The sequence below is a fragment of the Streptomyces sp. NPDC037290 genome (assembly GCF_055603245.1).
The window spans coordinates 37,073-55,528 of record NZ_JBVJVZ010000009.1; the positions used below are offsets into that span (position 1 = coordinate 37,073).

General features: G+C 72.2%; 16 protein-coding genes. 4 read left to right on the plus strand and 12 right to left on the minus strand.

The window, feature by feature from the left end:
* Positions 1-104: 104 nt before the first annotated feature.
* From cobT to ACZ7HQ_RS28145, 7 genes are all read right to left on the minus strand, one after another.
* Positions 105-4,205 (minus strand): nicotinate-nucleotide--dimethylbenzimidazole phosphoribosyltransferase, encoded by a 4,101-nt coding sequence (cobT, locus tag ACZ7HQ_RS28115; RefSeq protein ID WP_470995434.1) that lies wholly within the window; start codon positions 4,203-4,205, stop codon positions 105-107.
* Positions 4,206-4,549: 344 nt separating this feature from the next.
* The gene (cbiE, locus tag ACZ7HQ_RS28120) at positions 4,550-5,782 is read right to left on the minus strand and encodes a precorrin-6y C5,15-methyltransferase (decarboxylating) subunit CbiE (protein ID WP_470995437.1); all 1,233 of its coding nucleotides are present in this window, start codon (positions 5,780-5,782) and stop codon (positions 4,550-4,552) included.
* Between the two features lie 85 nt (positions 5,783-5,867).
* The gene (locus ACZ7HQ_RS28125) at positions 5,868-6,506 is read right to left on the minus strand and encodes a GNAT family N-acetyltransferase (protein ID WP_470995440.1); all 639 of its coding nucleotides are present in this window, start codon (positions 6,504-6,506) and stop codon (positions 5,868-5,870) included.
* 137 nt (positions 6,507-6,643) lie between these two features.
* Positions 6,644-7,474 carry a MetQ/NlpA family ABC transporter substrate-binding protein gene (locus ACZ7HQ_RS28130; protein WP_470995442.1) on the minus strand — a complete coding sequence of 277 codons (831 nt, stop codon included), beginning with the start codon at positions 7,472-7,474 and terminating at the stop codon, positions 6,644-6,646.
* 79 nt (positions 7,475-7,553) lie between these two features.
* Positions 7,554-8,291 (minus strand): methionine ABC transporter permease, encoded by a 738-nt coding sequence (locus ACZ7HQ_RS28135; RefSeq protein ID WP_470995445.1) that lies wholly within the window; start codon positions 8,289-8,291, stop codon positions 7,554-7,556.
* Entirely contained in the window at positions 8,288-9,322 is a 1,035-nt protein-coding gene (locus ACZ7HQ_RS28140; RefSeq protein ID WP_470995447.1) for a methionine ABC transporter ATP-binding protein, read from the minus strand. Before ACZ7HQ_RS28140 ends, ACZ7HQ_RS28135 begins: the two co-directional genes overlap by 4 nt.
* 344 nt (positions 9,323-9,666) lie before the next feature.
* Entirely contained in the window at positions 9,667-10,317 is a 651-nt protein-coding gene (locus ACZ7HQ_RS28145) for an HAD family hydrolase (RefSeq protein ID WP_470995450.1), read from the minus strand.
* 88 nt (positions 10,318-10,405) lie between these two features.
* Between ACZ7HQ_RS28145 and ACZ7HQ_RS28150 the strand changes: the two genes are divergently transcribed.
* Both ACZ7HQ_RS28150 and ACZ7HQ_RS28155 read left to right on the plus strand, forming a co-directional pair.
* Positions 10,406-10,765 carry a hypothetical protein gene (locus ACZ7HQ_RS28150; protein ID WP_470995453.1) on the plus strand — a complete coding sequence of 120 codons (360 nt, stop codon included), beginning with the start codon at positions 10,406-10,408 and terminating at the stop codon, positions 10,763-10,765.
* Positions 10,746-11,186, plus strand: coding sequence for a hypothetical protein (locus ACZ7HQ_RS28155; RefSeq protein ID WP_470995456.1), 441 nt, complete (start codon positions 10,746-10,748; stop codon positions 11,184-11,186). The genes ACZ7HQ_RS28150 and ACZ7HQ_RS28155 overlap by 20 nt, the downstream gene beginning before the upstream one ends.
* Here ACZ7HQ_RS28155 and ACZ7HQ_RS28160 read toward each other — a convergent pair.
* From ACZ7HQ_RS28160 to ACZ7HQ_RS28170, 3 genes are all read right to left on the minus strand, one after another.
* Positions 11,176-11,673: a GNAT family N-acetyltransferase gene (locus ACZ7HQ_RS28160; protein ID WP_470996162.1), complete on the minus strand. Its 498-nt coding sequence runs from the start codon at positions 11,671-11,673 to the stop codon at positions 11,176-11,178. The genes ACZ7HQ_RS28155 and ACZ7HQ_RS28160 overlap by 11 nt on opposite strands.
* 45 nt (positions 11,674-11,718) lie before the next feature.
* A complete protein-coding gene (locus ACZ7HQ_RS28165) occupies positions 11,719-12,225 on the minus strand; it encodes an RNA polymerase sigma factor (RefSeq protein ID WP_470995459.1) in 507 nt (168 codons plus the stop codon).
* 90 nt (positions 12,226-12,315) lie between these two features.
* A complete protein-coding gene (locus tag ACZ7HQ_RS28170) occupies positions 12,316-13,491 on the minus strand; it encodes a glycerophosphodiester phosphodiesterase (RefSeq protein WP_470995462.1) in 1,176 nt (391 codons plus the stop codon).
* Positions 13,492-13,842: 351 nt separating this feature from the next.
* On the opposite strand from ACZ7HQ_RS28170, the gene ACZ7HQ_RS28175 reads away from it, so the two are divergent.
* Positions 13,843-14,514, plus strand: a complete 672-nt coding sequence (locus tag ACZ7HQ_RS28175) for a lysophospholipid acyltransferase family protein (protein WP_470995465.1) — start codon at positions 13,843-13,845, stop codon at positions 14,512-14,514.
* A 122-nt stretch (positions 14,515-14,636) separates the two neighbouring features.
* Entirely contained in the window at positions 14,637-16,310 is a 1,674-nt protein-coding gene (locus ACZ7HQ_RS28180) for a multicopper oxidase family protein (RefSeq protein ID WP_470995468.1), read from the plus strand.
* 28 nt (positions 16,311-16,338) lie between these two features.
* On the opposite strand, the gene ACZ7HQ_RS28185 is transcribed toward ACZ7HQ_RS28180, so the two are convergent.
* A complete protein-coding gene (locus ACZ7HQ_RS28185) occupies positions 16,339-17,862 on the minus strand; it encodes an MFS transporter (protein WP_470995471.1) in 1,524 nt (507 codons plus the stop codon).
* The gene (locus ACZ7HQ_RS28190) at positions 17,859-18,410 is read right to left on the minus strand and encodes a TetR/AcrR family transcriptional regulator (protein ID WP_470995474.1); all 552 of its coding nucleotides are present in this window, start codon (positions 18,408-18,410) and stop codon (positions 17,859-17,861) included. Before ACZ7HQ_RS28190 ends, ACZ7HQ_RS28185 begins: the two co-directional genes overlap by 4 nt.
* Positions 18,411-18,456: the final 46 nt, after the last annotated feature.

Genomic DNA, 18,456 nt, shown 5'->3' on the forward strand with positions numbered 1-18,456 from the left:
CCTCCCAGGCCCTTGAGGCACTGGGGGCGGAACGCCCGCCCGCAAACGCGGCACACCGGCGAGGGGGCCCGGCACTGTCGTCCCGGAACCCCCTCTCCCGGCGGCTACTTCTCGGTCACCCCCGCCGAGTCGAACGTCGCCACCTCGTGCATCGCCCGCGCCGTGCTCTGCACCAGCGGAAGCGCCAGCAGCGCGCCGGTGCCCTCGCCCAGGCGCAGGTCGAGGTCGACCAGCGGGCGCAGGCCCAGCTTGTTGAGGGCGGCCACGTGCCCCGGCTCGGCGCTGCGGTGACCGGCGATGCAGGCCGCGAGGACCTCGGGGGCGATGGCGCGGGCCACGAGGGCCGCGGCTCCGGCGCTGACGCCGTCCAGGATCACCGGCGTACGCAGCGACGCACCGCCCAGGAGCAGGCCGACCATGGCCGCGTGCTCGAAACCGCCGATCGCGGCGAGAACGCCGATGGGGTCGGCCGGGTCCGGCTGGTGGAGGTCGAGGGCGCGGCGGACGACCTCGGTCTTGCGGGCCAGGGTCTCGTCGTTGATGCCCGTGCCGCGGCCGGTCACCTCCGCCGGGTCGGCGCCGGTGAAGACGGAGATCAGCGCGGCGGACGCGGTGGTGTTGGCGATGCCCATCTCACCGGTGAGCAGGGCCTTGTTACCGGCCGCCACCAGGTCGCGGGCGGTCTCGATGCCCACCTCGATGGCCGCCTTGCACTCCTCGCGGGTCATCGCGGGGCCGGTGGTCATGTCGGACGTACCGCCGCGGATCTTGCGGGGCAGCAGGCCGGGGGTGGCGGGCAGGTCGGCGGCCACGCCCACGTCCACGACGCACACCTCGGCACCGACCTGGTTCGCGAAGGCGTTGCAGACCGCTCCCCCGCCGAGGAAGTTGGCCACCATCTGGGCGGTGACCTCCTGCGGCCAGGGGGTGACGCCCTGGGCGTGCACGCCGTGGTCGCCGGCGAAGATGGCGACGGCTGCGGGCTCCGGGATCGGCGGCGGGCACTGCCGGGACAGCCCGGACAGCTGCGCGGAGATGATCTCCAGCATGCCGAGCGCGCCGGCCGGCTTGGTCATGCGCTTCTGGCGCTCCCAGGCCTCACCGAGGGCCTTGGCGTCGAGCGGGCGGATCTGTGCGACGGTCTCGGCAAGCAGGTCGTGGGGTTCCTCTCCGGGCAGGGCGCGGCGGCCGTACGTCTCCTCGTGCACCACCCAGGACAGGGGGCGTCGCTTGGACCAGCCGGCCTGCATCAGCTCCGGCTCGTCCGGGAACTCGTCGACGTACCCGACACACAGGTAGGCGACGACCTCCAGGTGCTCGGGCAGACCGAGCGCGCGGACCATCTCCCGCTCGTCGAAGAAGCTGACCCAGCCGACGCCGAGGCCTTCGGCGCGGGCGGCGAGCCAGAGGTTCTCCACCGCGAGCGCCGAGGAGTAGGGCGCCATCTGCGGCTGGGTGTGACGGCCGAGGGTGTGCCGGCCGCCGCGGGTGGGGTCTGCGGTGACGACGATGTTGACCGGGGTGTCGAGGATGGCCTCGATCTTCAGTTCCTTGAACTGCTTGGCCCGGCCCTTCGGCAGCGACTTGGCGTAGGCCTCGCGCTGGCGCATCGCCAGTTCGTGCATCGTCCGCCGGGTGTCGGCGGAGCGGATGACGACGAAGTCCCAGGGCTGCGAGTGGCCCACGGAGGGCGCCGTGTGGGCGGCCTCCAGGACGCGCAGCAGCACCTCGTGCGGGATGGGGTCGCTGCGGAAGCCGTTGCGGATGTCGCGGCGCTCGCGCATGACCTTCAGGACGGCGTCACGCTCGGCGTCGGCGTAGCCGGGCGCGGCGGGGCCGGTGGAACGTGCTGCTTCGGCCATCTCGGCCGTGCCCTCTTCTTCCTGGTCGTCTGCAGCGGTCGGCAGGTCCGCCGCGCTCTGTGCGACATCGCGGGCCGGCTCCGCGTCCGACGCCGGTACCTGGGCCGGCTCGCCCTCGCGCGGCGCCGGCACCATGGCCACCGGCTCCGGTGCGCCCCCCAGGGGAAGGACCAGGGGCTGCGGCGGGGTCGGCGCCAGGTGCGGGGTGGTGGGCACCTGGCCCTCGACCGGCACGAACTGCCCGAGCGGCTGCTCCGGGTGCGCCTCCGGCAGGGCGTCGGACGGCAGCGGTCCGCCCTGCCCGGCCTGCTCGGTGGGGGCCGTCGGCCCGGGCGCCACCGGCTGCACGACGGAACCGTCGACGGGGTCGGCCGGCGCGGAGGCGGCCTCGGCGGGCTGGGTCTGCGGGCCGGCGGGTGCGCCGGGCCCGGTGGCGGGGGCCACCGCGGCGGCGGCCTGGGGGGCGGCGTCCTGGCCGGCCGGCCCGGGCTGGGCCTGCGCGGCGACGGCGCCCTCGGCCTGCGGCACGACAGCGGCCGGGGCCTGCGGGGTGCCGGGCACGGCCGCTGCGCCGGGCGTGGCGGGCTCGGTCAGCTGGGGGCCCTGGGCCGGGTAGGTCTGCGGCTCGGGTGCGTCCGCGCCGGCCGGCGCCGGTACGGCGTCCTCGCCGGGAGAGGCAGCGGGAGCCTCGGCAGCCGGCGCCTGCGCCGCGGGGGCCGGGATACCGGTCTCGGGCGTCGGCTCGGGGTTCGCGACGACCGCGGGAGCGGGGGCCGGTTCGGCCGCGGCGGCGGGCGCGGGCTGTGCGACGGCAGGGGGCTGGGCCTCCACCGGACCGAACTGCGGCTCCGCCGCGGCGGGCTGAGCCTCCGTCGGGCCGGACCGGGGCTCCCCGGCGACGGGACCGTTCGAGTCGGGCTGCGCGGGAGCCGGGGACTGGGCCGGAACGGCCTGCGGAGCGACCTGCGCCATGTCCGACGCCTCCGCCGCAGGAAGGGTGTTCACACTCTCAGCGGCACCGTCGGCGGCCGGCGCCTCCTGCACCTGCGGCACACCCCCGCCCTCGCCCGGCTGTACGGCCTCCGGCAGCTGAGCGACCTCAGTCGGCTGCACGGCCTCCGGCAGCTGAGCGACCTCGGACGGCTGTAGGGCCTCCGACGGCTGAGCGACCTCAGTCGGCTGCACGGCCTCCGACGGCTGTACGGCCCCCGGCGGCTGAGCGGCCCCGGACGGCGGTACCGCCTCGCCCGGCTGCTCCCCCTCGGCCACGTGAGCCACCTCAGGGGCCTGGACCTCTGCCTCCTGGACGGGGACGGCACCCTGTTCGGCGGGATGCGCGGGCGCCTCCTGCACGGGAGCGGTCCGAGCCGCGGCCACGTCCGCCTCCTCGGCGGGGGCCGGCGTGGGCTCGGCAACGGCCGGTCCGGGCTCCGCCACGGGAACCTCGGCCACGGGCACCCCGTCACCGGCGACGCCGGTCCCGGCGGCATGACCGCTGTCCACGGCGGCCGTACCGTCGACGGGCTGCGCACCCTGTCCGTCCTCGGCAGAGACCTGGTGAGCACCCTCCGGCCCGGGAGCCGTGTACACCCCGTCGTGGCCGTGCACGGGCTGTACGCCGTCGTGGCCGTACACCACCGGCGCGGTGTCCGGTGCCTGGGCGGCCGCCTGGTCGGCGAGGCGGGCGACGGCGGCCTGGGCGGCGCCGGCCGGTTCGGCCTGGGCGGTGGTGTCCGAGGCAGCGGCGGCAGGGTCAACCGTTTCGGCAGCCGGGGCCTCCGTGCCGTCCTGGGCCACGGCGGGGGCGGCGGGTGCGGCGCCCCAGGGGGCCGCGCTCTGCGGGGCCATGTCGTGCAGCGGCTGCGCGTCGAGGTACTCGGGGCCGGGCGCGGGGGGACCCGGCTGCCGTACCGGCGCGCCGGCCGGGCCGCGGTCGGCGAGGGAGCGGACCGGGCTGGCGGCGGCGTTGGGGATCGGCGGGCCGAGGTGCAGCGGGCGGCGCGGCGTCTGCTGCGCGGCCGACTGCTCCTGCGGGGCCGAGAGGATGGGCGACGGCGGCACGGAGGCCGGGGCCGGGTTCGGCAGGCGGACGCCGCTGAGGTCGACGGAGCCGCTGTCCCGGCCGGCCGTCTCGTGCGGACCCGGCTCGTGGACGGCCTCGAGGACCGGTTCCGGGGCGGGTGGCGGCACCTCGTTGCCCCACGCGCCCTGGGCACCCGGCAGCAGCAGGTCTTCGTCCTCGGAGAGGTAGGTGTACGCACCGTGCGCGGCAACGCCCGGCTGCTCCACCATGCCTGCGCTCTCCGGCTGCCCCTCGGCCGGGACCTGGCCGGTGTCGGTCATGCGTACCCCTCGCCCATCGGTTAGTGCTCCTACGACCAGCTCACCCGGAACGGCGCACCGACCGCCCGTAGTGAAGAACGAGCGTCCGTGCCCAGCGGCACGAACGACCCGCCGGAAAAGGCGACAAAGCCATTCAGTGGCATTGTCCCGGCCGTTCCGCCGTCGCGACAGCATGATCCGCGACAGCCCGCTGTGGACTGCGCCACGTTGCGCGTCCTCCGGTTCCGCAGTACCACACCCAGCCCAAAACGGGCGCGCTTTCCGGACATTGACGAACGAAGTTCCGGGCCGCCCGGTGTGGCACAACGATCGGCCAGCCTACCGCGCGCGGTACGACAAAGGGATCACGGGGCGCGGTCGGGGAGGATGCCGCTGAGCAGGAACGCGACGTTCCGCTCGGTCTCGGTCCAGGCGCGGGTGTCGAGTTCGACGGACTGCACCAGGGCGCACTCGACGCGGTAGCCGTGCTCGGTCAGGTCGCGGCCGACCAGTTCGGCCGCGTCGCGGGTCGCCGCGTGCGTGACGATGCGCTGCGGACGCCGGTCGGCGACCGCCGAGACGACGGCCGCTCCCCCGCCGCCGACCCGGACGACGTCCGGCTCGGGGAGGTTCTCCAGGATGTGCGGGGCGGTGCCCTGGACCACTTGGAGCTGGACGCCGAACCGGCGCGCGGCCGTCTCGGTCCGGGCGCAGGCCCGCGGGTCCCGGTCGACGGCGATGACGGCCGCCCCGGCGCGCGCGGCCTCGGCGGCGAACGCGCCGGATCCGCAGCCGATGTCCCAGACGAGGTCGCCGACACGGGGGCCGAGGCGGGCCAGTTGGGCGGCGCGCAGCAGTTCCGTCTCGCCCTCGCCGAGGCCGCCGCCGCGCCCGTCGCCGTAGGTCTCGTCGGGTTGCACCCAGCCGCGCGGTCCGGCGCCCGGGTCGCGTCCGGCTGTCCAGCCTCCGCCCTCCCCCGCGCCGGCCGGGCCGGCCGGGCCGCCGATGACGATGACGACGTTGGGGTCGCGCCAGGTGTGGTCGGCGGCCTTGTCGGAGGTGACGACGGTGACCTGCTCGCGTTCGGTGCCCAGCTCCTCGCAGATGACGAACGTCCGGTGCACACCCTCCAGCAGCAGCCCCAGCTCGGCGGGGCCCGCGCCCGGTGCCGTGAGCACGGCGACCTTCGTGTGGGCGCGGCAGACGTTCACGGCCCGGCGCAGGGTGCGCGGGTGGGCGACGACCACCTGGGCGTCGTCCCAGGGCATGCCGGCGCGGGCGAAGGCGGCGGCCACGGAGGAGACGGCCGGGACGACCTCGACCTCCAGGCCGAACTCCGGTGCGCGCAGGGTGCGTACGACGCCGAAGAATCCGGGGTCGCCGTCGGCGAACACCACCGCGGTGCCGCGGTGGGCGGCGATCCGGCGGGCGGCGAGCGCGACGCTGCCCAGACGGACGCGTTCGGCGGCGGGCGGGACCTCGGGCAACGCCAGGTGGTGGGCGGCGCCCGCCACGAGCGTGGCGGCGCCGAGGGCGGCGCGTGCCGCCGCGGTCAGCGGCGAGCCGTCCCAACCGATCACCGTGACCCGGTCGGCCATCGTCGTCTCTCCAGGTCTTCGCAGGTCGTCAGGCGGATGGGCCCTTGTGCGGACTCCGTGAGGGTACCTGGTGACGCGGGAGGGCTCAGTTCCAGTCCGGGTACGACGTGAAACCTTGCGTGTCGGCCAGCTGCTCGCCGGCCCCGGCCAGGTCCTCCGGCAGCAGGCTCCAGACGATGACATCGGTGCGGACGTCCGCCCACGTGCCCTCGCCCGTCCTGCTGCGCGCTATCCAGGCGCCGCGCAGGACGCCCTCGCTGATGCAGCCGATCTTCTGGGCGACCTGCTGGGAGGCGGTGTTGTCGGCGGCGGTGCGCAGTTCGAGGCGCTCGAACCTCTGGTCGCGGAAGAGCCACTGGGCGGTGGCGAGCGCCGCCTCGGAGGCATAGCCCTCGCCGCGGGCCCAGGGAGCGATGACGTAGGCGATCTCACTGGAACGGACGCGCCAGTTGGTGTTCTGCAGGTGCACGATGCCGACCAGGCGCTGGGTGAGGAACTCGTCGACCGCGAAGACGATGCCGCGGCCCTCGGCCCGCTCGGCGGGGGCGAGCTCGGTGATCCACTGCCGGGCGTCGGCCTCGGTGTAGGGCTGGGGGGCGGAGGTCCAGGTGGTGACCAGTTCGTCGTTCATCATGTCGGCGAAGGCCTCGATGTCGGACTCCTCGAAGGGGCGCAGGACCAACCGCTCCGTGCTGATGGAGACGTTGGGAAAGGTGCCAGTCATGCGCCGCTCCGTAACTTCGGAAAAACCTTCAGGGCCTGCTGAACTGCCCAGCATGCAGCATGAAACCACCCAGCCGCACGAGGGGGTCCACCCCGGGTGATGGAGTGGACCCCGTGCGTCGCGAATCGCGGTGGGTGTCAGAAGGACGCGATGACAGAGCCCTGGTACTTGTCCTCGATGAACTTCTTGACCTCGGGCGAGACGAGCAGCTTGGCGAGCTTCTTGACCCGCGGGTCCTTCTCGTTGCCCTTCTTCACGGCGAGGAAGTTGGCGTACGGGTTGTCCTTGGCGGACTCCAGGACGAGCGCCTGCTTGGCGGGCTTGAGACCGGCGGAGATGGCGTAGTTGCCGTTCACGACGGCGGCGTCCACGTCGTCCAGGGAGCGCGGGGTCTGGGCCGCCTCGACCTCCTTGAACCTGAGGTTCCTGGGGTTCTTGGCGATGTCCTGCGGGGTGGCTTCGTTGCCGGCGCCGGCCTTGAGGGTGATGAGCCCGCGTGCGGCGAGCAGCTTCAGCGCGCGGGCCTCGTTGACGGCGTCGTTCGGGACGGCGATGGTCGCACCGCTCTTCAGGGCGTCGGCCTTCTTGACCTTGTGGGAGTACAGGCCGAGCGGCTCCAGGTGCACCGTGACGACGGGCACGATGTGGGTGCCGCGCTTCTTGTTGAAGTCGTCCAGGTACGGCTGGTTCTGGAAGTAGTTGGCGTCCACCGAGCCGTCCTCGGTCGCCGTGTTCGGCGTGATGTAGTCGGTGAACTCCTTGACCTCCAGGTCGAGCCCCGCCTTCTTCGCCAGGTTCTTCTTGACGAAGTCCAGGATCTCGGCGTGCGGGGTCGGGCTCGCGGCGACGACCAGCGGGCCGCTGTAGTCGGCGGAGGAGGAGTCCTTGCCGGAGCCGCAGGCGGTCAGCCCGAAGGTGAGGGCTCCGGCGGCGAGGACGGCGGTGGTGAGCTTGGCGGTGTTACGCACGAAAAGTGCCTTTCCTTAAGGGTGGTGCGACCCCGTGTATGGGTGAACGGGGAGTTCGGGGGTGCCGTACGGAACGGTGTTACGCGACCTTGCCGACGTCGGCGGCGGCGGGCTCCGTGGCCTTCAGCAGGCGGAGCTTCGGCGCCGGGCCGGAGCGGCCGCCGCGGCTGTGCAGGGAGCGGGCCGCGAGGTCGCCGGCGAACTGGATCAGGGAGATCACGACGGCGAGGATCGCGACGGTGATCCACATGAGCTCGGTCTCGAAGCGCTGGTAGCCGTAGCGGACGGCGAGGTCGCCGAGGCCGCCGCCGCCGACCGTGCCGGCCATGGCGGAGTAGCCGATGAGCGCGATGATCGTGGTGGTGGTGCTGGCGATCAGGGAGGGCAGGGCCTCGGGGACGAGGACCTTGCGGACGATCGTCCAGGTGTTGCCGCCCATGGACTGCACGGCCTCGACGAGACCGTTGTCCACTTCGCGGACGGCCGTCTCGACCAGCCGGGCGAAGAACGGGATGCCGCCGATGGCGAGCGGCACGATCGCGGCGGTCGTACCGATCGTCGTCCCGGTGACCCAGCGCGTGAAGCTCATCAGCGCGACCATCAGGATGATGAACGGCATGGACCGGCCGACGTTCACGATCTGGCCGGTCACCTTGTTGGCGAGGAGGTTCTGCAGCAGACCGCCCCGGTCCGTGAGGACGAGGAGGAGGCCGAGCGGAAGGCCGGCGGCGACGGCGATCAGGGTGGACCAGAGCACCATCTGGAAGGTCTCGGTACACGCCTGCGACAGCAGCGGCTGCATCTCGGACCAGGTCACTTGGCACCTTCCTTCACCAGCAGGGCCTCCTGGCCCACCACGTCGATCTGCAGTCCCCGTTCACGCAGGAAACCGATCGGCACCACGTTGTCCTCGTAGCGGCCGGGCAGTTCGATGCGCATGCGGCCGATCTGGAGGCCGCCGACGGTGTCGATGGCGGCGCCGAGGATCGAGATGTCGACGTTGTAGGTGCGCGCGAGCTGCGAGATGACCGGCTGGGTGGCGGCCTCGCCGTGGAAGGTGACGTCGAGGACGGTGCGGTCGGCGTCCGTGCGCTCACCGCTCACCGGGAACAGCGCGGCGGCCAGCTCGGAGCCCGGGGTGGCCAGCAGCTCGCTGACCGTGCCGGACTCCACGATCCGGCCCCTGTCCATGAGGGCGGCGGAGTCGCAGACCGCCTTCACGACGTCCATCTCGTGCGTGATGAGCAGGACGGTCAGGCCGAGCTGCCGGTTCAGGTCGCGCAGCAGCTGGAGGATGGACCGGGTCGTCTCGGGGTCGAGGGCGCTGGTGGCCTCGTCGGAGAGCAGGACCTTGGGGTCGCCGGCGAGGGCGCGGGCGATGCCGACGCGCTGCTTCTGTCCGCCGGAGAGCTGGGCGGGGTAGGCCTTGGCCTTGTCGGCGAGGCCGACCAGGTCGAGCAGCTCGGCCGCCTTGCGGGAGCGCTCCTTGCCGGACGTGCCGAGGATCTCCAGCGGCAGTTCGACGTTGTCCTGCACGGTCCGCGAGGACAGCAGGTTGAAGTGCTGGAAGACCATGCCGATGCGGCTGCGCGCCCGGCGCAGTTCCCTGCCGGCGCGGGGGCCGCGGCCGGCGAGGGCGGTGAGGTCCTGTCCGGCGACGGTCACGGTGCCGGAGGTGGGGCGCTCCAGCAGGTTGACGCAGCGGATGAGGGAGGACTTTCCGGCGCCGGACTGGCCGATGACGCCGTAGACCTCGCCTTCGCGTACGTGGAGATCGACGCCGTCGAGGGCTGTTACCTCACGGCCGCGGGAGCGGTAGACCTTGGTCAGGCCCGAGGTGGTGATCACAGGATTTCCGTCACTGTCGAGTGCGCGGGCGTGGGTGTGCCCGGGCACGGGTGCATGCGGTTCAGGCATGGGGAGTGGAGTTACGTCTCGTACGGGATGCGGCGCACGGACATGCCACGGCTCTCGCTTCGGGGCGCGAGGCTCAGCTGATGCGGGGGCCCTCTAGCAGGCGCACATTCGACACATCAGGCGACACATACAACGAGCACCGGGCGTCATGGTCGCCTCGGTCGCAAGGGTGCGGCAGCTCGTCGTGGTCATGCGATCAGTAAACCAGACGTACGGTCCTGACCGGCCGCCGCTGTCCGGATGGTGGACAGCGGCGGACAGTGCCGGGCGGTGCCTCAGCGGCGGACGGAGATCTCCACGCCCCCGTCGGTGACCAGTGCCGACAAGGCCGACAGGTCCCTCACCACCAGGTCGGCGTCCAGCTCCTCGGCGCGGTGGGTTGTGGCCAACACCACCGTGGTCATTCCGGCGGCGCGGCCCGCCTGGAGCCCGGCCGGGGCGTCCTCGAAGACGACACAGTGGGCCGGGTCGACGCCGAGCTGCCGGGCGGCGAGCAGGTAGGGCTCGGGGTCGGGCTTGCCGCGCGTGATGTCGTCGGCGGCGATCAGCGTCTTGGGCAGGATGCCGACGGCGTCCAGCCGGGCCTCGGCGAGCCGCCGGGTGGCGGAGGTGACGACGGCCCAGAGGTCGGCGGGCAGCGAGTCCAGGAAGTCCCGCGTGCCGGGCAGCAGCCGCACACCGCCATGGGGCACGTCGTCCACCTCCAGCTGCTCGACCCGGGCGACCGCCTCCGGCACCAGGCCGGCGGGCAGCAGGTCGGCGACTATCTCGACGGCGGGCCGGCCGTGCAGCGCCACGCGCCCGAACTCCTCGGCGGTGATCCCGTACTCCCGGGCCCAGCGGGTCCAGCAGCGCTCGACGGAGTCGAGGGAGGAGACGAGGGTGCCGTCGTTGTCGAACAGGAGGGCGTGCGCGTGGATCGTCATACCCCGACCCTACGACGTGGTCTAGACCCTCCGGTCCACGGGCGGGGTCGGCGGCCGGGGCCCGATTCCGCCGTAATAAGGTCACCGCATGCTCAATGCCCTGACGCTGGCGACCGGGGTCGCCGCGCTGTTGCTCGCCGCCTGGTGCGGCTGGGCCGCCTATCGCGACCAGCCGACCAAGGACTGGCACTTCATCGGCATGGCCGTGGTGTCGCTGCTGGCCGTGGTCCAGCTGGTGGTCGGGATCGTGCAGCTGGCGCGGGGCGAGAAGCCGGAGCAGGGCACGACGATCTTCGTGGCGTATCTGCTGGGCGCGTTCGCGTGCGTTCCGGCGGCGGGGTTCATGTCACTGGCCGAGCGGACCCGCTGGGGCTCGGTGACGGTGGCGGCCGGCGGTGTGGTGCTGGCCGTGCTGGAGGTGCGGCTCTATGACATCTGGGGAGGCTGAGGTGACGGCGGTGGAGGAGAAGCCGGCCCGGTTGATCAGCGGGCCGGGCATGCTGCTCGTCTGGTTCTACGGCGTGATGGTGGTCGGGGCGGTGTCGAGGTCGGCGTACCAGATCTCGACGGAGTTCGGCCGGGCGCCGCTCGCCTATGCGCTGTCGGCGGTGGCGGGCGTGGTGTACGGGTTCATCACGTACACGCTGATCCGGGGCGGGGAGGCCGCCCGGCGGGCCGCACTGGTGTGCTGCGCCGCCGAGCTCGCGGGCGTGCTGATCGTCGGTACGTGGACCCTGGTCGACCGCTCGGCCTTCCCCGACGCAACCGTGTGGTCGTACTACGGCGCGGGGTACGTCTTCATTCCGGTGCTGCTGCCGGTGTCCGCGATGTACTGGCTGCGGAAGGCGCGCAACACCGTCAGGCCGTAGCCGCGTACGTCCCCGTCTGCTTCTCCAGGATGATCAGCTCCACTCCGTCGTCGCCCCTGGAGCGGCCCACCGTTTCGTAGCCGGAGCGGCGGTACAGGCGGAGGTTGCCCTCGCTGCGGTGGCCGGTGAAGAGACGGAACCTGGTGGCGCCCCGCTCCTCGGCCAACGCCGCTTCGGCGGCGCGCAGCAGACGTGCTCCTATGCCGTGGCCCTGGAGGCGCGGGTGGACGCAGAGCTTGCCGATGGCTGCCGTGCCGTCCTCGGTGATCTTGCCGCGCACCGAGCCGACCACCTCGTCGCCGAGCCGGGCGACGAAGACGCAGTCGGAGACGACCTCCTCGCGGACGGAGTCCAGGGTTTGGACCAGCGGGTCGATGCGGTAGTTGCCGTACAGCGCCGCCTCGCTCTGGAAGCACAGGTACTGGAGCCTGAAGATCTGCTCCGCGTCCTGCTCGGTCGCCACCGAGATGGTCACGCTCATGCCCATGTGCGCATGCCTCCCGCTCACCTGATCACCTGTCGTCCCCCACTCCTATCCCCGCGCTTCACGGGAAGCAACCTCCGGCGTGAGCAATCGGCGCAGACAACCAAGACATCTGGAGCGTTCCGGGCCAAGGCTGCCCTGTGAGATACCCAACTCCCCCGCGATTTCCCGGTATGTCAGGTCCTTCGGCGAGAGCAGGGCCTCGATGAGCCGGGGGCAGCGGCCGGGCAGCCGGCGCACCGCGTCGCGCAGGGCGTGGTACCGGGCGGCCGTGAGGACGTACTGCTCGGGGTCGGTGCGGGCGTCGTCGGCCGGCTCGGTGCCGTACGGCCGTTCCCGGCGGCTGGTGCGGCGGCTGCGGCGGGCCTCGGCACGGACGGCCTTGCGCAGCCAGCCCTGCGGGTCCGGCGGCGGCCCGTCGGTCTCCAGGCGTTCCAGCAGGCGGAGCCAGACGGCCTGTTCCAGGTCGCCGGGCTCGCTCCCGGCGGCATATGCCTCGGCCGAGGCCTCGGCGGTGAGCAGCGGGTGCAGGGCGGCCACCAAGTCGTACGTCATATGCGGAACGACGTACCGCCCCGGGAGCAGGTTTCCGGGGCGGCACACAGACACCCGAACGGGTGCGGGAAGGACCGGTCGTTGACCGGGTCAGCCCGCGAGGAAGTCGGCGCGGGCGAGCAGCGCGGTATCGGCGTTGTCGGTGAAGACGCCGTCGATGCCGGTCGTGAAGTACGTCTTGAAGGCGCCGAAGGAGTCGCCGTAGGCGTCCGGCGCGCTGCCCCTGCGGTACTCGGCCGGGAGGAAGGGGTTCTCGTTGCGCATGGTGTAGGGGTGCAGGATCAGGCCCACCCGGTGCGCGTCGGCTACCAGGGTGCTCGGCTTGCCGAGGGTGCCGTCCGCGTTCTTGGGGATGACCAGGTCCAGGGTCGGGCCGATGCCCTGCGCGTAGCCGGCGATCTCCCGCAGGCCCTTGGGCGTGATCAGGTCGGCGACCGTGCGGGGGTCGCCCGAGGCGACGAAGTCGTAGGGGCGGCTGTCGGCCGTGGACAGCAGCACGACGAGCGGGTTGTCGACCAGCTGGTTCAGCTTCTGGATGCTGGTGGGTTCGAAGGACTGCAGGATGACAGGCGAGTTCCGGCCGTCCTTGCCGTACTTGCGCAGCAGCTTCGCGACCCGTTCCTCCAGGCCGAGGCCGAGCCGCCGGAAGTACGTCGGGTGCTTGGTCTCGGGGTAGACGAAGACCTGCTTGCCCCGCTTGCGGGTCTGCTCGTCCTGCCACTTCAGGACCTCTTCGAACGTGGGGATCTCCCAGCGCCCGTTGTAGAGGGTGTTGTGCGGCCGGTTGGCCGGGATGCGTTCGATCGCGCGCAGCGTCTTCAGCTCGGCGAGCGTGAAGTCCTCGGTGAACCAGCCGGTGGTGGAGACGCCGTCGACGACCTTGGTGGTCTTGCGGCCGGCGAACTCGGGGTGCGAGGCGACGTCCGTGGTGCCGCCGATCTCCGGTTCGTGCCGGCAGACGAGATGGCCGTCCCTGGTCGGCACCAGGTCCCCGGCCTCGACCACGTCGGCGCCCAGGTCCAGGGCCAGTTCGTACGAGCCGAAGGTGTGCTCGGGGCGGTAGCCGCTCGCACCCCGGTGGCCGATGATCGTGGGCACCGGCAGGCCCTTCAGCCCCCGGGCCCCCTGCCCGGCCGTCCGCGTCCCGGCGGCCTCGGCCACGCCCGGCAGCCCGAGGGCCGCCCCGCCCGCCCCGAACACCGCCGCGCCGAGGATCGCCCGCCGTCCGGTGCCCTGCGTCGTCTCGTTCGCCTGGTCGCTGCCCATCAGCGCCCTCCTGCCGTCCGTTCGTGAGTGCGAGCCGATCGTAGGGGCGTGGACATGACCGAAGGGAGTCCTGAGCCGGAACGGGTGGGTGATGCGCGATGTCCGGCGGGGGACGGCTCGTGACGGGCCGTCGCGGTGGGACGCCAGGGGACAGGCGTCCCACGCGATCTCCGTCACATCGTCTCCGGGAGGTTACGGCCCGTCCCCGGTACGTCACCGCAGGTAAACCCGCGTCAACTCTTCGTAAGACCTCGGTGAACCGGGCGTCCCCGATGTGCGCTCGCCCCGGGGCCGCGAGTAATGTCCTCACCTGCACAGACTCATATCGACCCCTCGGCATCGGAGGACCCGTTGTCCCGCTTCGCGCTCATCAAGGCAGTGCTCGGACCGATCATGCGCCTGATGTTCCGCCCACAGGTGGAAGGCGTGGAGCACATCCCGGGGGACGGCCCGGTCATTCTGGCCGGCAATCACCTCACGTTCATCGACTCGATCGTGCTGCCGGTGGTCACCAAGCGTCAGGTGTTCTTCATCGGCAAGGACGAGTACGTCACCGGCAAGGGCGTCAAGGGACGGCTGATGGCCTGGTTCTTCACGGGCGTCGGCATGATCCCGGTGGACCGGGACGGCGCGAGCGGCGGTGTGGCCGCGCTGATGACCGGGCGGCGCATCCTGGAGGAGGGGAAGATCTTCGGGATCTACCCCGAGGGCACCCGCTCGCCCGACGGCCGGCTGTACCGGGGGCGCACCGGGATCGCACGACTGACGCTGATGACCGGTGCGCCGGTGGTTCCCTTCGCGATGATCGGCACGGACAAGCTGCAGCCGGGCGGCCGGGGCATCCCGCGGCCCGGCCGGGTCACCGTCCGGTTCGGCGAGGCCATGGAGTTCTCGCGGTACGAGGGGATGGACCGGGACCGGTATGTGCTGCGGGCCGTGACCGACTCCGTGATGGCGGAGGTCATGCGGCTGTCCGGGCAGGAGTACGTGGACATGTACGCCACGAAGGCGAAGGCCGCCTGACACCCTCCCGTTCGGCCGGCTCGGCGTAGACGTCCGTCCGCCAGATGGAATCTGTGGCCGACACAGCGGACATTCGGCCGTATGCGTTGGTTATATGAGCACACAACATGTCTGATTCAGACATGTACAAACCTTCTCGGCGTACTCTGCTCCGCACTTCGATCGCCGCGGCCGGCGCGGGAATCCTGGCAGCCTGCACCGAATCCGGTGACGAGCCCAGCTCCGGCCCGCAACGCGCGAGCGGCACAGGGAAGTTCGTCCCGGCCGGGCCCAAGGGGTACGTCAACCCGTCGGATCCGGAGGTCCTCGCGGCCGAGCGCGAACGCGGGTCAGGTCCCGTGCGCAGCTTCAGGTTCACCGCTGAGGAGGTGAAACTGGAGCTGGGCGGGCGGTCCGTCCGGACCTGGGCCTACAACGAGGGGGTACCGGGCCCGCTGGTGCGTGTCGCCGCCGGCGACGTGCTCGACCTGACGCTCGCCAACCGGCTGCCCGTCACGACCACACTGCACTCCCACGGGGTGCGGCTGCGCTGCGACATGGACGGCGTTCCCGACCTGACCCAGCAGGCCATCAGCCCCGGGGCCGACTTCGGCTACCGCTTCACCGCCAAGCATCCGGGCACGTACCTGCTGCACTCACACGTCGGACTGCAGCCCGACCGCGCTCTGTACGCGCCGCTCATCGTCGACGACCCGAAGGAGTCCCTCTCCTACGACAAGGAGTGGGTCGTGGTCCTGGACGACTGGCTCGACGGCGTGGACGGCTCCACCCCCGAACAGGTCCTGAGCCAGCTCAAGCCCGGCGGCTCCATGGACATGGGGGGCATGGCCATGGGAAGCATGGACAAGAGCACCATGGACAAGGGAAACATGCCCATGGGTCCCGGCCACGGCAGTCCGGGCCCGGGCCTGCCGGCCGGGGTGCACCCGTCGCCGTCCAGGAAGTCCACGGGGCCCTCCCGGGTGCTGCGCAACTCCCACAGCCGCATCCTCCACGGCGAGGGCGGCAGCGTCGCGTACCCCTACTACCTGGCGAACGGACGCCTGCCCACCAGTCCCTCGGTGTTCCGCTGCCGCCCGGGTGACCGGATCCGGCTGCGCCTGATCAACGCCGGTTCCGAGACCGCCTTCCGGGTCGCGCTGGGGGACCACAGGATGACCGTCACACACACCGACGGCTACCCCGTGGAGCACAAGAAGACGGACGCCCTGCTCATCGGCATGGCGGAACGGTACGACGTGCTGGTCACCGCCCGGGACGGCGTCTTTCCCCTGGTCGCGGTCCCCGAAGGCAAGAAGGGCAGGGCCCTCGCCGTCCTGCGCACCGACAAGGGGAGCAAGGCCCTTCCCCCGGCCGACGTCAGCCCGGACGAACTGGACGGGGTGACCGTCCCCGCGCACCGCCTCGTGCCGCACGGCTCCGTGGCCCTGGACGACCGTGATCCCGACCGCGAGATGCGCATCAGGATCACGGGCAGCATGGCGAAGTTCGACTGGGGCTTCGACCACCAGGCCTACTCCGAGCGGCAGCGCCACCCCGTCCACGCCGGTGAACGGGTGCGGCTCACCCTCATCAACGCCACCGACATGTGGCATCCGATGCATCTGCACGGGCACACCTTCGCGCTGGCCGGTCTGGGCTCCGTGGGCGCGCGCAAGGACACCGCCATCGTGCTGCCGCACCGGAAGCTGGTCGTCGATTTCGACGCCGACAATCCCGGCCTGTGGATGCTGCACTGTCACAACCAGTACCACTCGGAGAGCGGGATGATGACGGTGCTCGGCTACAAGCGGTGATGTCCGGGGCCGCCCCTGGGCGGTCGGCTCACCCGGCGCTTTCCAGTCGCTGGCCCCTCAGCAGGAACCACGCCGCCGCTGCCGTCACCAGCAGGACCGCTGCTCCCGCGCCCGAGGCCAGTTGGAGGCCGTGGACGAACGAGGCGCGGGCCGCGTCGAGCATCTGTTCCGCGGCGTGCGGCGGCATGTGCGCCGACGCCTCCGTCGCCGCGCCCAGTGACTCGTGGGCCGCGGCAGGGGTGCCGGCCGGGCCGGCGAAGTCGCGGTAGACACCCGTCACGATGGAGCCCAGCAGGGCGATGCCGAGAGCCGCGCCGAGTTCGTACGCCGTCTCGGAGACCGCCGAGGCGGCGCCCGCCTGGTCCTTGGGGACGCTGGAGAGGATGACGTCCGCGGTGACCGTGAAGGAGAAGCCCGCGCCGATGCCCACGACCAGGAGAGCGGCGCCGAGGGCCGGGTAACCGGTGGACCGGCCGAGCGTCGTCAGCGCGGCCAGCGCCAGGCCGACGGCCGCCAGACCGCCCGACACCACCGCCCGTACCGAGAAGCGGCGGGGCGCGCGGCCCGCGACGAGGCCGGCCGCCACCGCGCCGACGGCGGCGGGCAGTTCGGCGAGGCCCGCCTCGAACGGGCGCCTGCCCTGGACGAGTTGCAGGTACTGGGAGAGGAAGAACACCAGGCCGGACATGCCGAGCACGGTCAGCAGGTCGGCGAGGACCGCCCCGCTGAAGCCGCGGCGCCTGAACAGCCGCATGTCCAGCAGCGGGGCCGGCATGGTGAGCTGACGGTGGACGAAGCCGTAGAGCGCGGCGGCGCCCAGCAGACCCGCGGCGAGCGTGGCCGGGGTGAGGCCGTGGGTGGCGACCTCCTTGACCGCGTAGACGACGGCGATCATGCCGACCAGCGACAGGACGACGCTGATCAGGTCCCAGGGGCCGGGATTCGGGTTGCGGGACTCGGGCAGGGTGCGGATGCCGACCAGGACCAGCACCGCCATCACGGGCAGGTTGATCAGGAAGACCGAGCCCCACCAGAAGTGTTCGAGGAGGAAGCCGCCGGTGATCGGGCCGACGGCCGTGCCGGCGGAGGCCGTCGCGCCCCAGATGCCGACGGCGAGGCTGCGCTCGCGCGCGTCGTGGAAGATGTTGCGGATCAGGGCGAGGGTCGCGGGCATCAGGGTCGCGCCCGCGACACCGAGCAGGGCCCGCGCCAGGATCATCAGTTCGGGAGTCGTCGCGTAGGCGTTCAGGACGGACAGCGCGCCGAACGCCGTGGCGCCACCGAGCAGGATCCGCTTGCGGCCGATGCGGTCGCCGAGGCTGCCCATGGAGACCAGCAGACCGGCGATGACGAAGGAGTAGACGTCACCGATCCACAGGAGCTGGGTGCCGGAGGGGTCCAGGTCTTCGCTGATGTACGGGGTGGCCAGACCGAGGACGGTGGCATCGACGGCCACCAGCAGCACGGCCAGGACGAGGACGGAGAGCGCGAGCCAGCGGCCCGGGCGCGTCACCGCCTCCGTCGTCGCGGCCGGCTGCAGGGTGCTGGTCATGATTCCTCTCTTCGCAGAGCACCGCCGAGCAACAGCTCGGCGATCATGGTCGGGAAGTCGCGGGCGGCCACGCGGCCGTCCAGGGTGGCCCAGGCGCCCGAGGCGATCAGGCCGTACAGCGCCTCGGTGAGCCAGACCGGGGTGAGGTCGATACGGAACTCGCCGGTCTGTTGTCCGCGCTGGAACAGGGCGCCGATCCGGGCGTCGAGCCGCTGCCAGCCGTCGTGCTGCCGCTCGCCCTCCCACAGCTGGTTCTCGCCGTAGAGGAAGGCGAGCAGCCCGGCGGCCGGCTGGATCTCCCGGAGGAGCCGGCGTACGGCGTCGGCCGCCGCCCCCTCCTCCGGCCGGGCCCGGTCCAGCGCGGCGTCGCACTCGGCGATGCCGAGCGACTCCAGGGCCCGTACGAGCGCGTCCCGGCCGGCGAAGTGGCGGTGCAGCGTGGCCCGGCTGATCCCGGCGGCCTTGGCGACCTCGTCCATGGTCGCGGTGGAACGGCGGGTCAGCAGGGCGGCGGCGCTGCGCAGCACCTGGTCACGGTCGAGAGCCATGAGACAAGGGTAACCCAAGTGAGACACTTATGTCTCACAAGGGGCA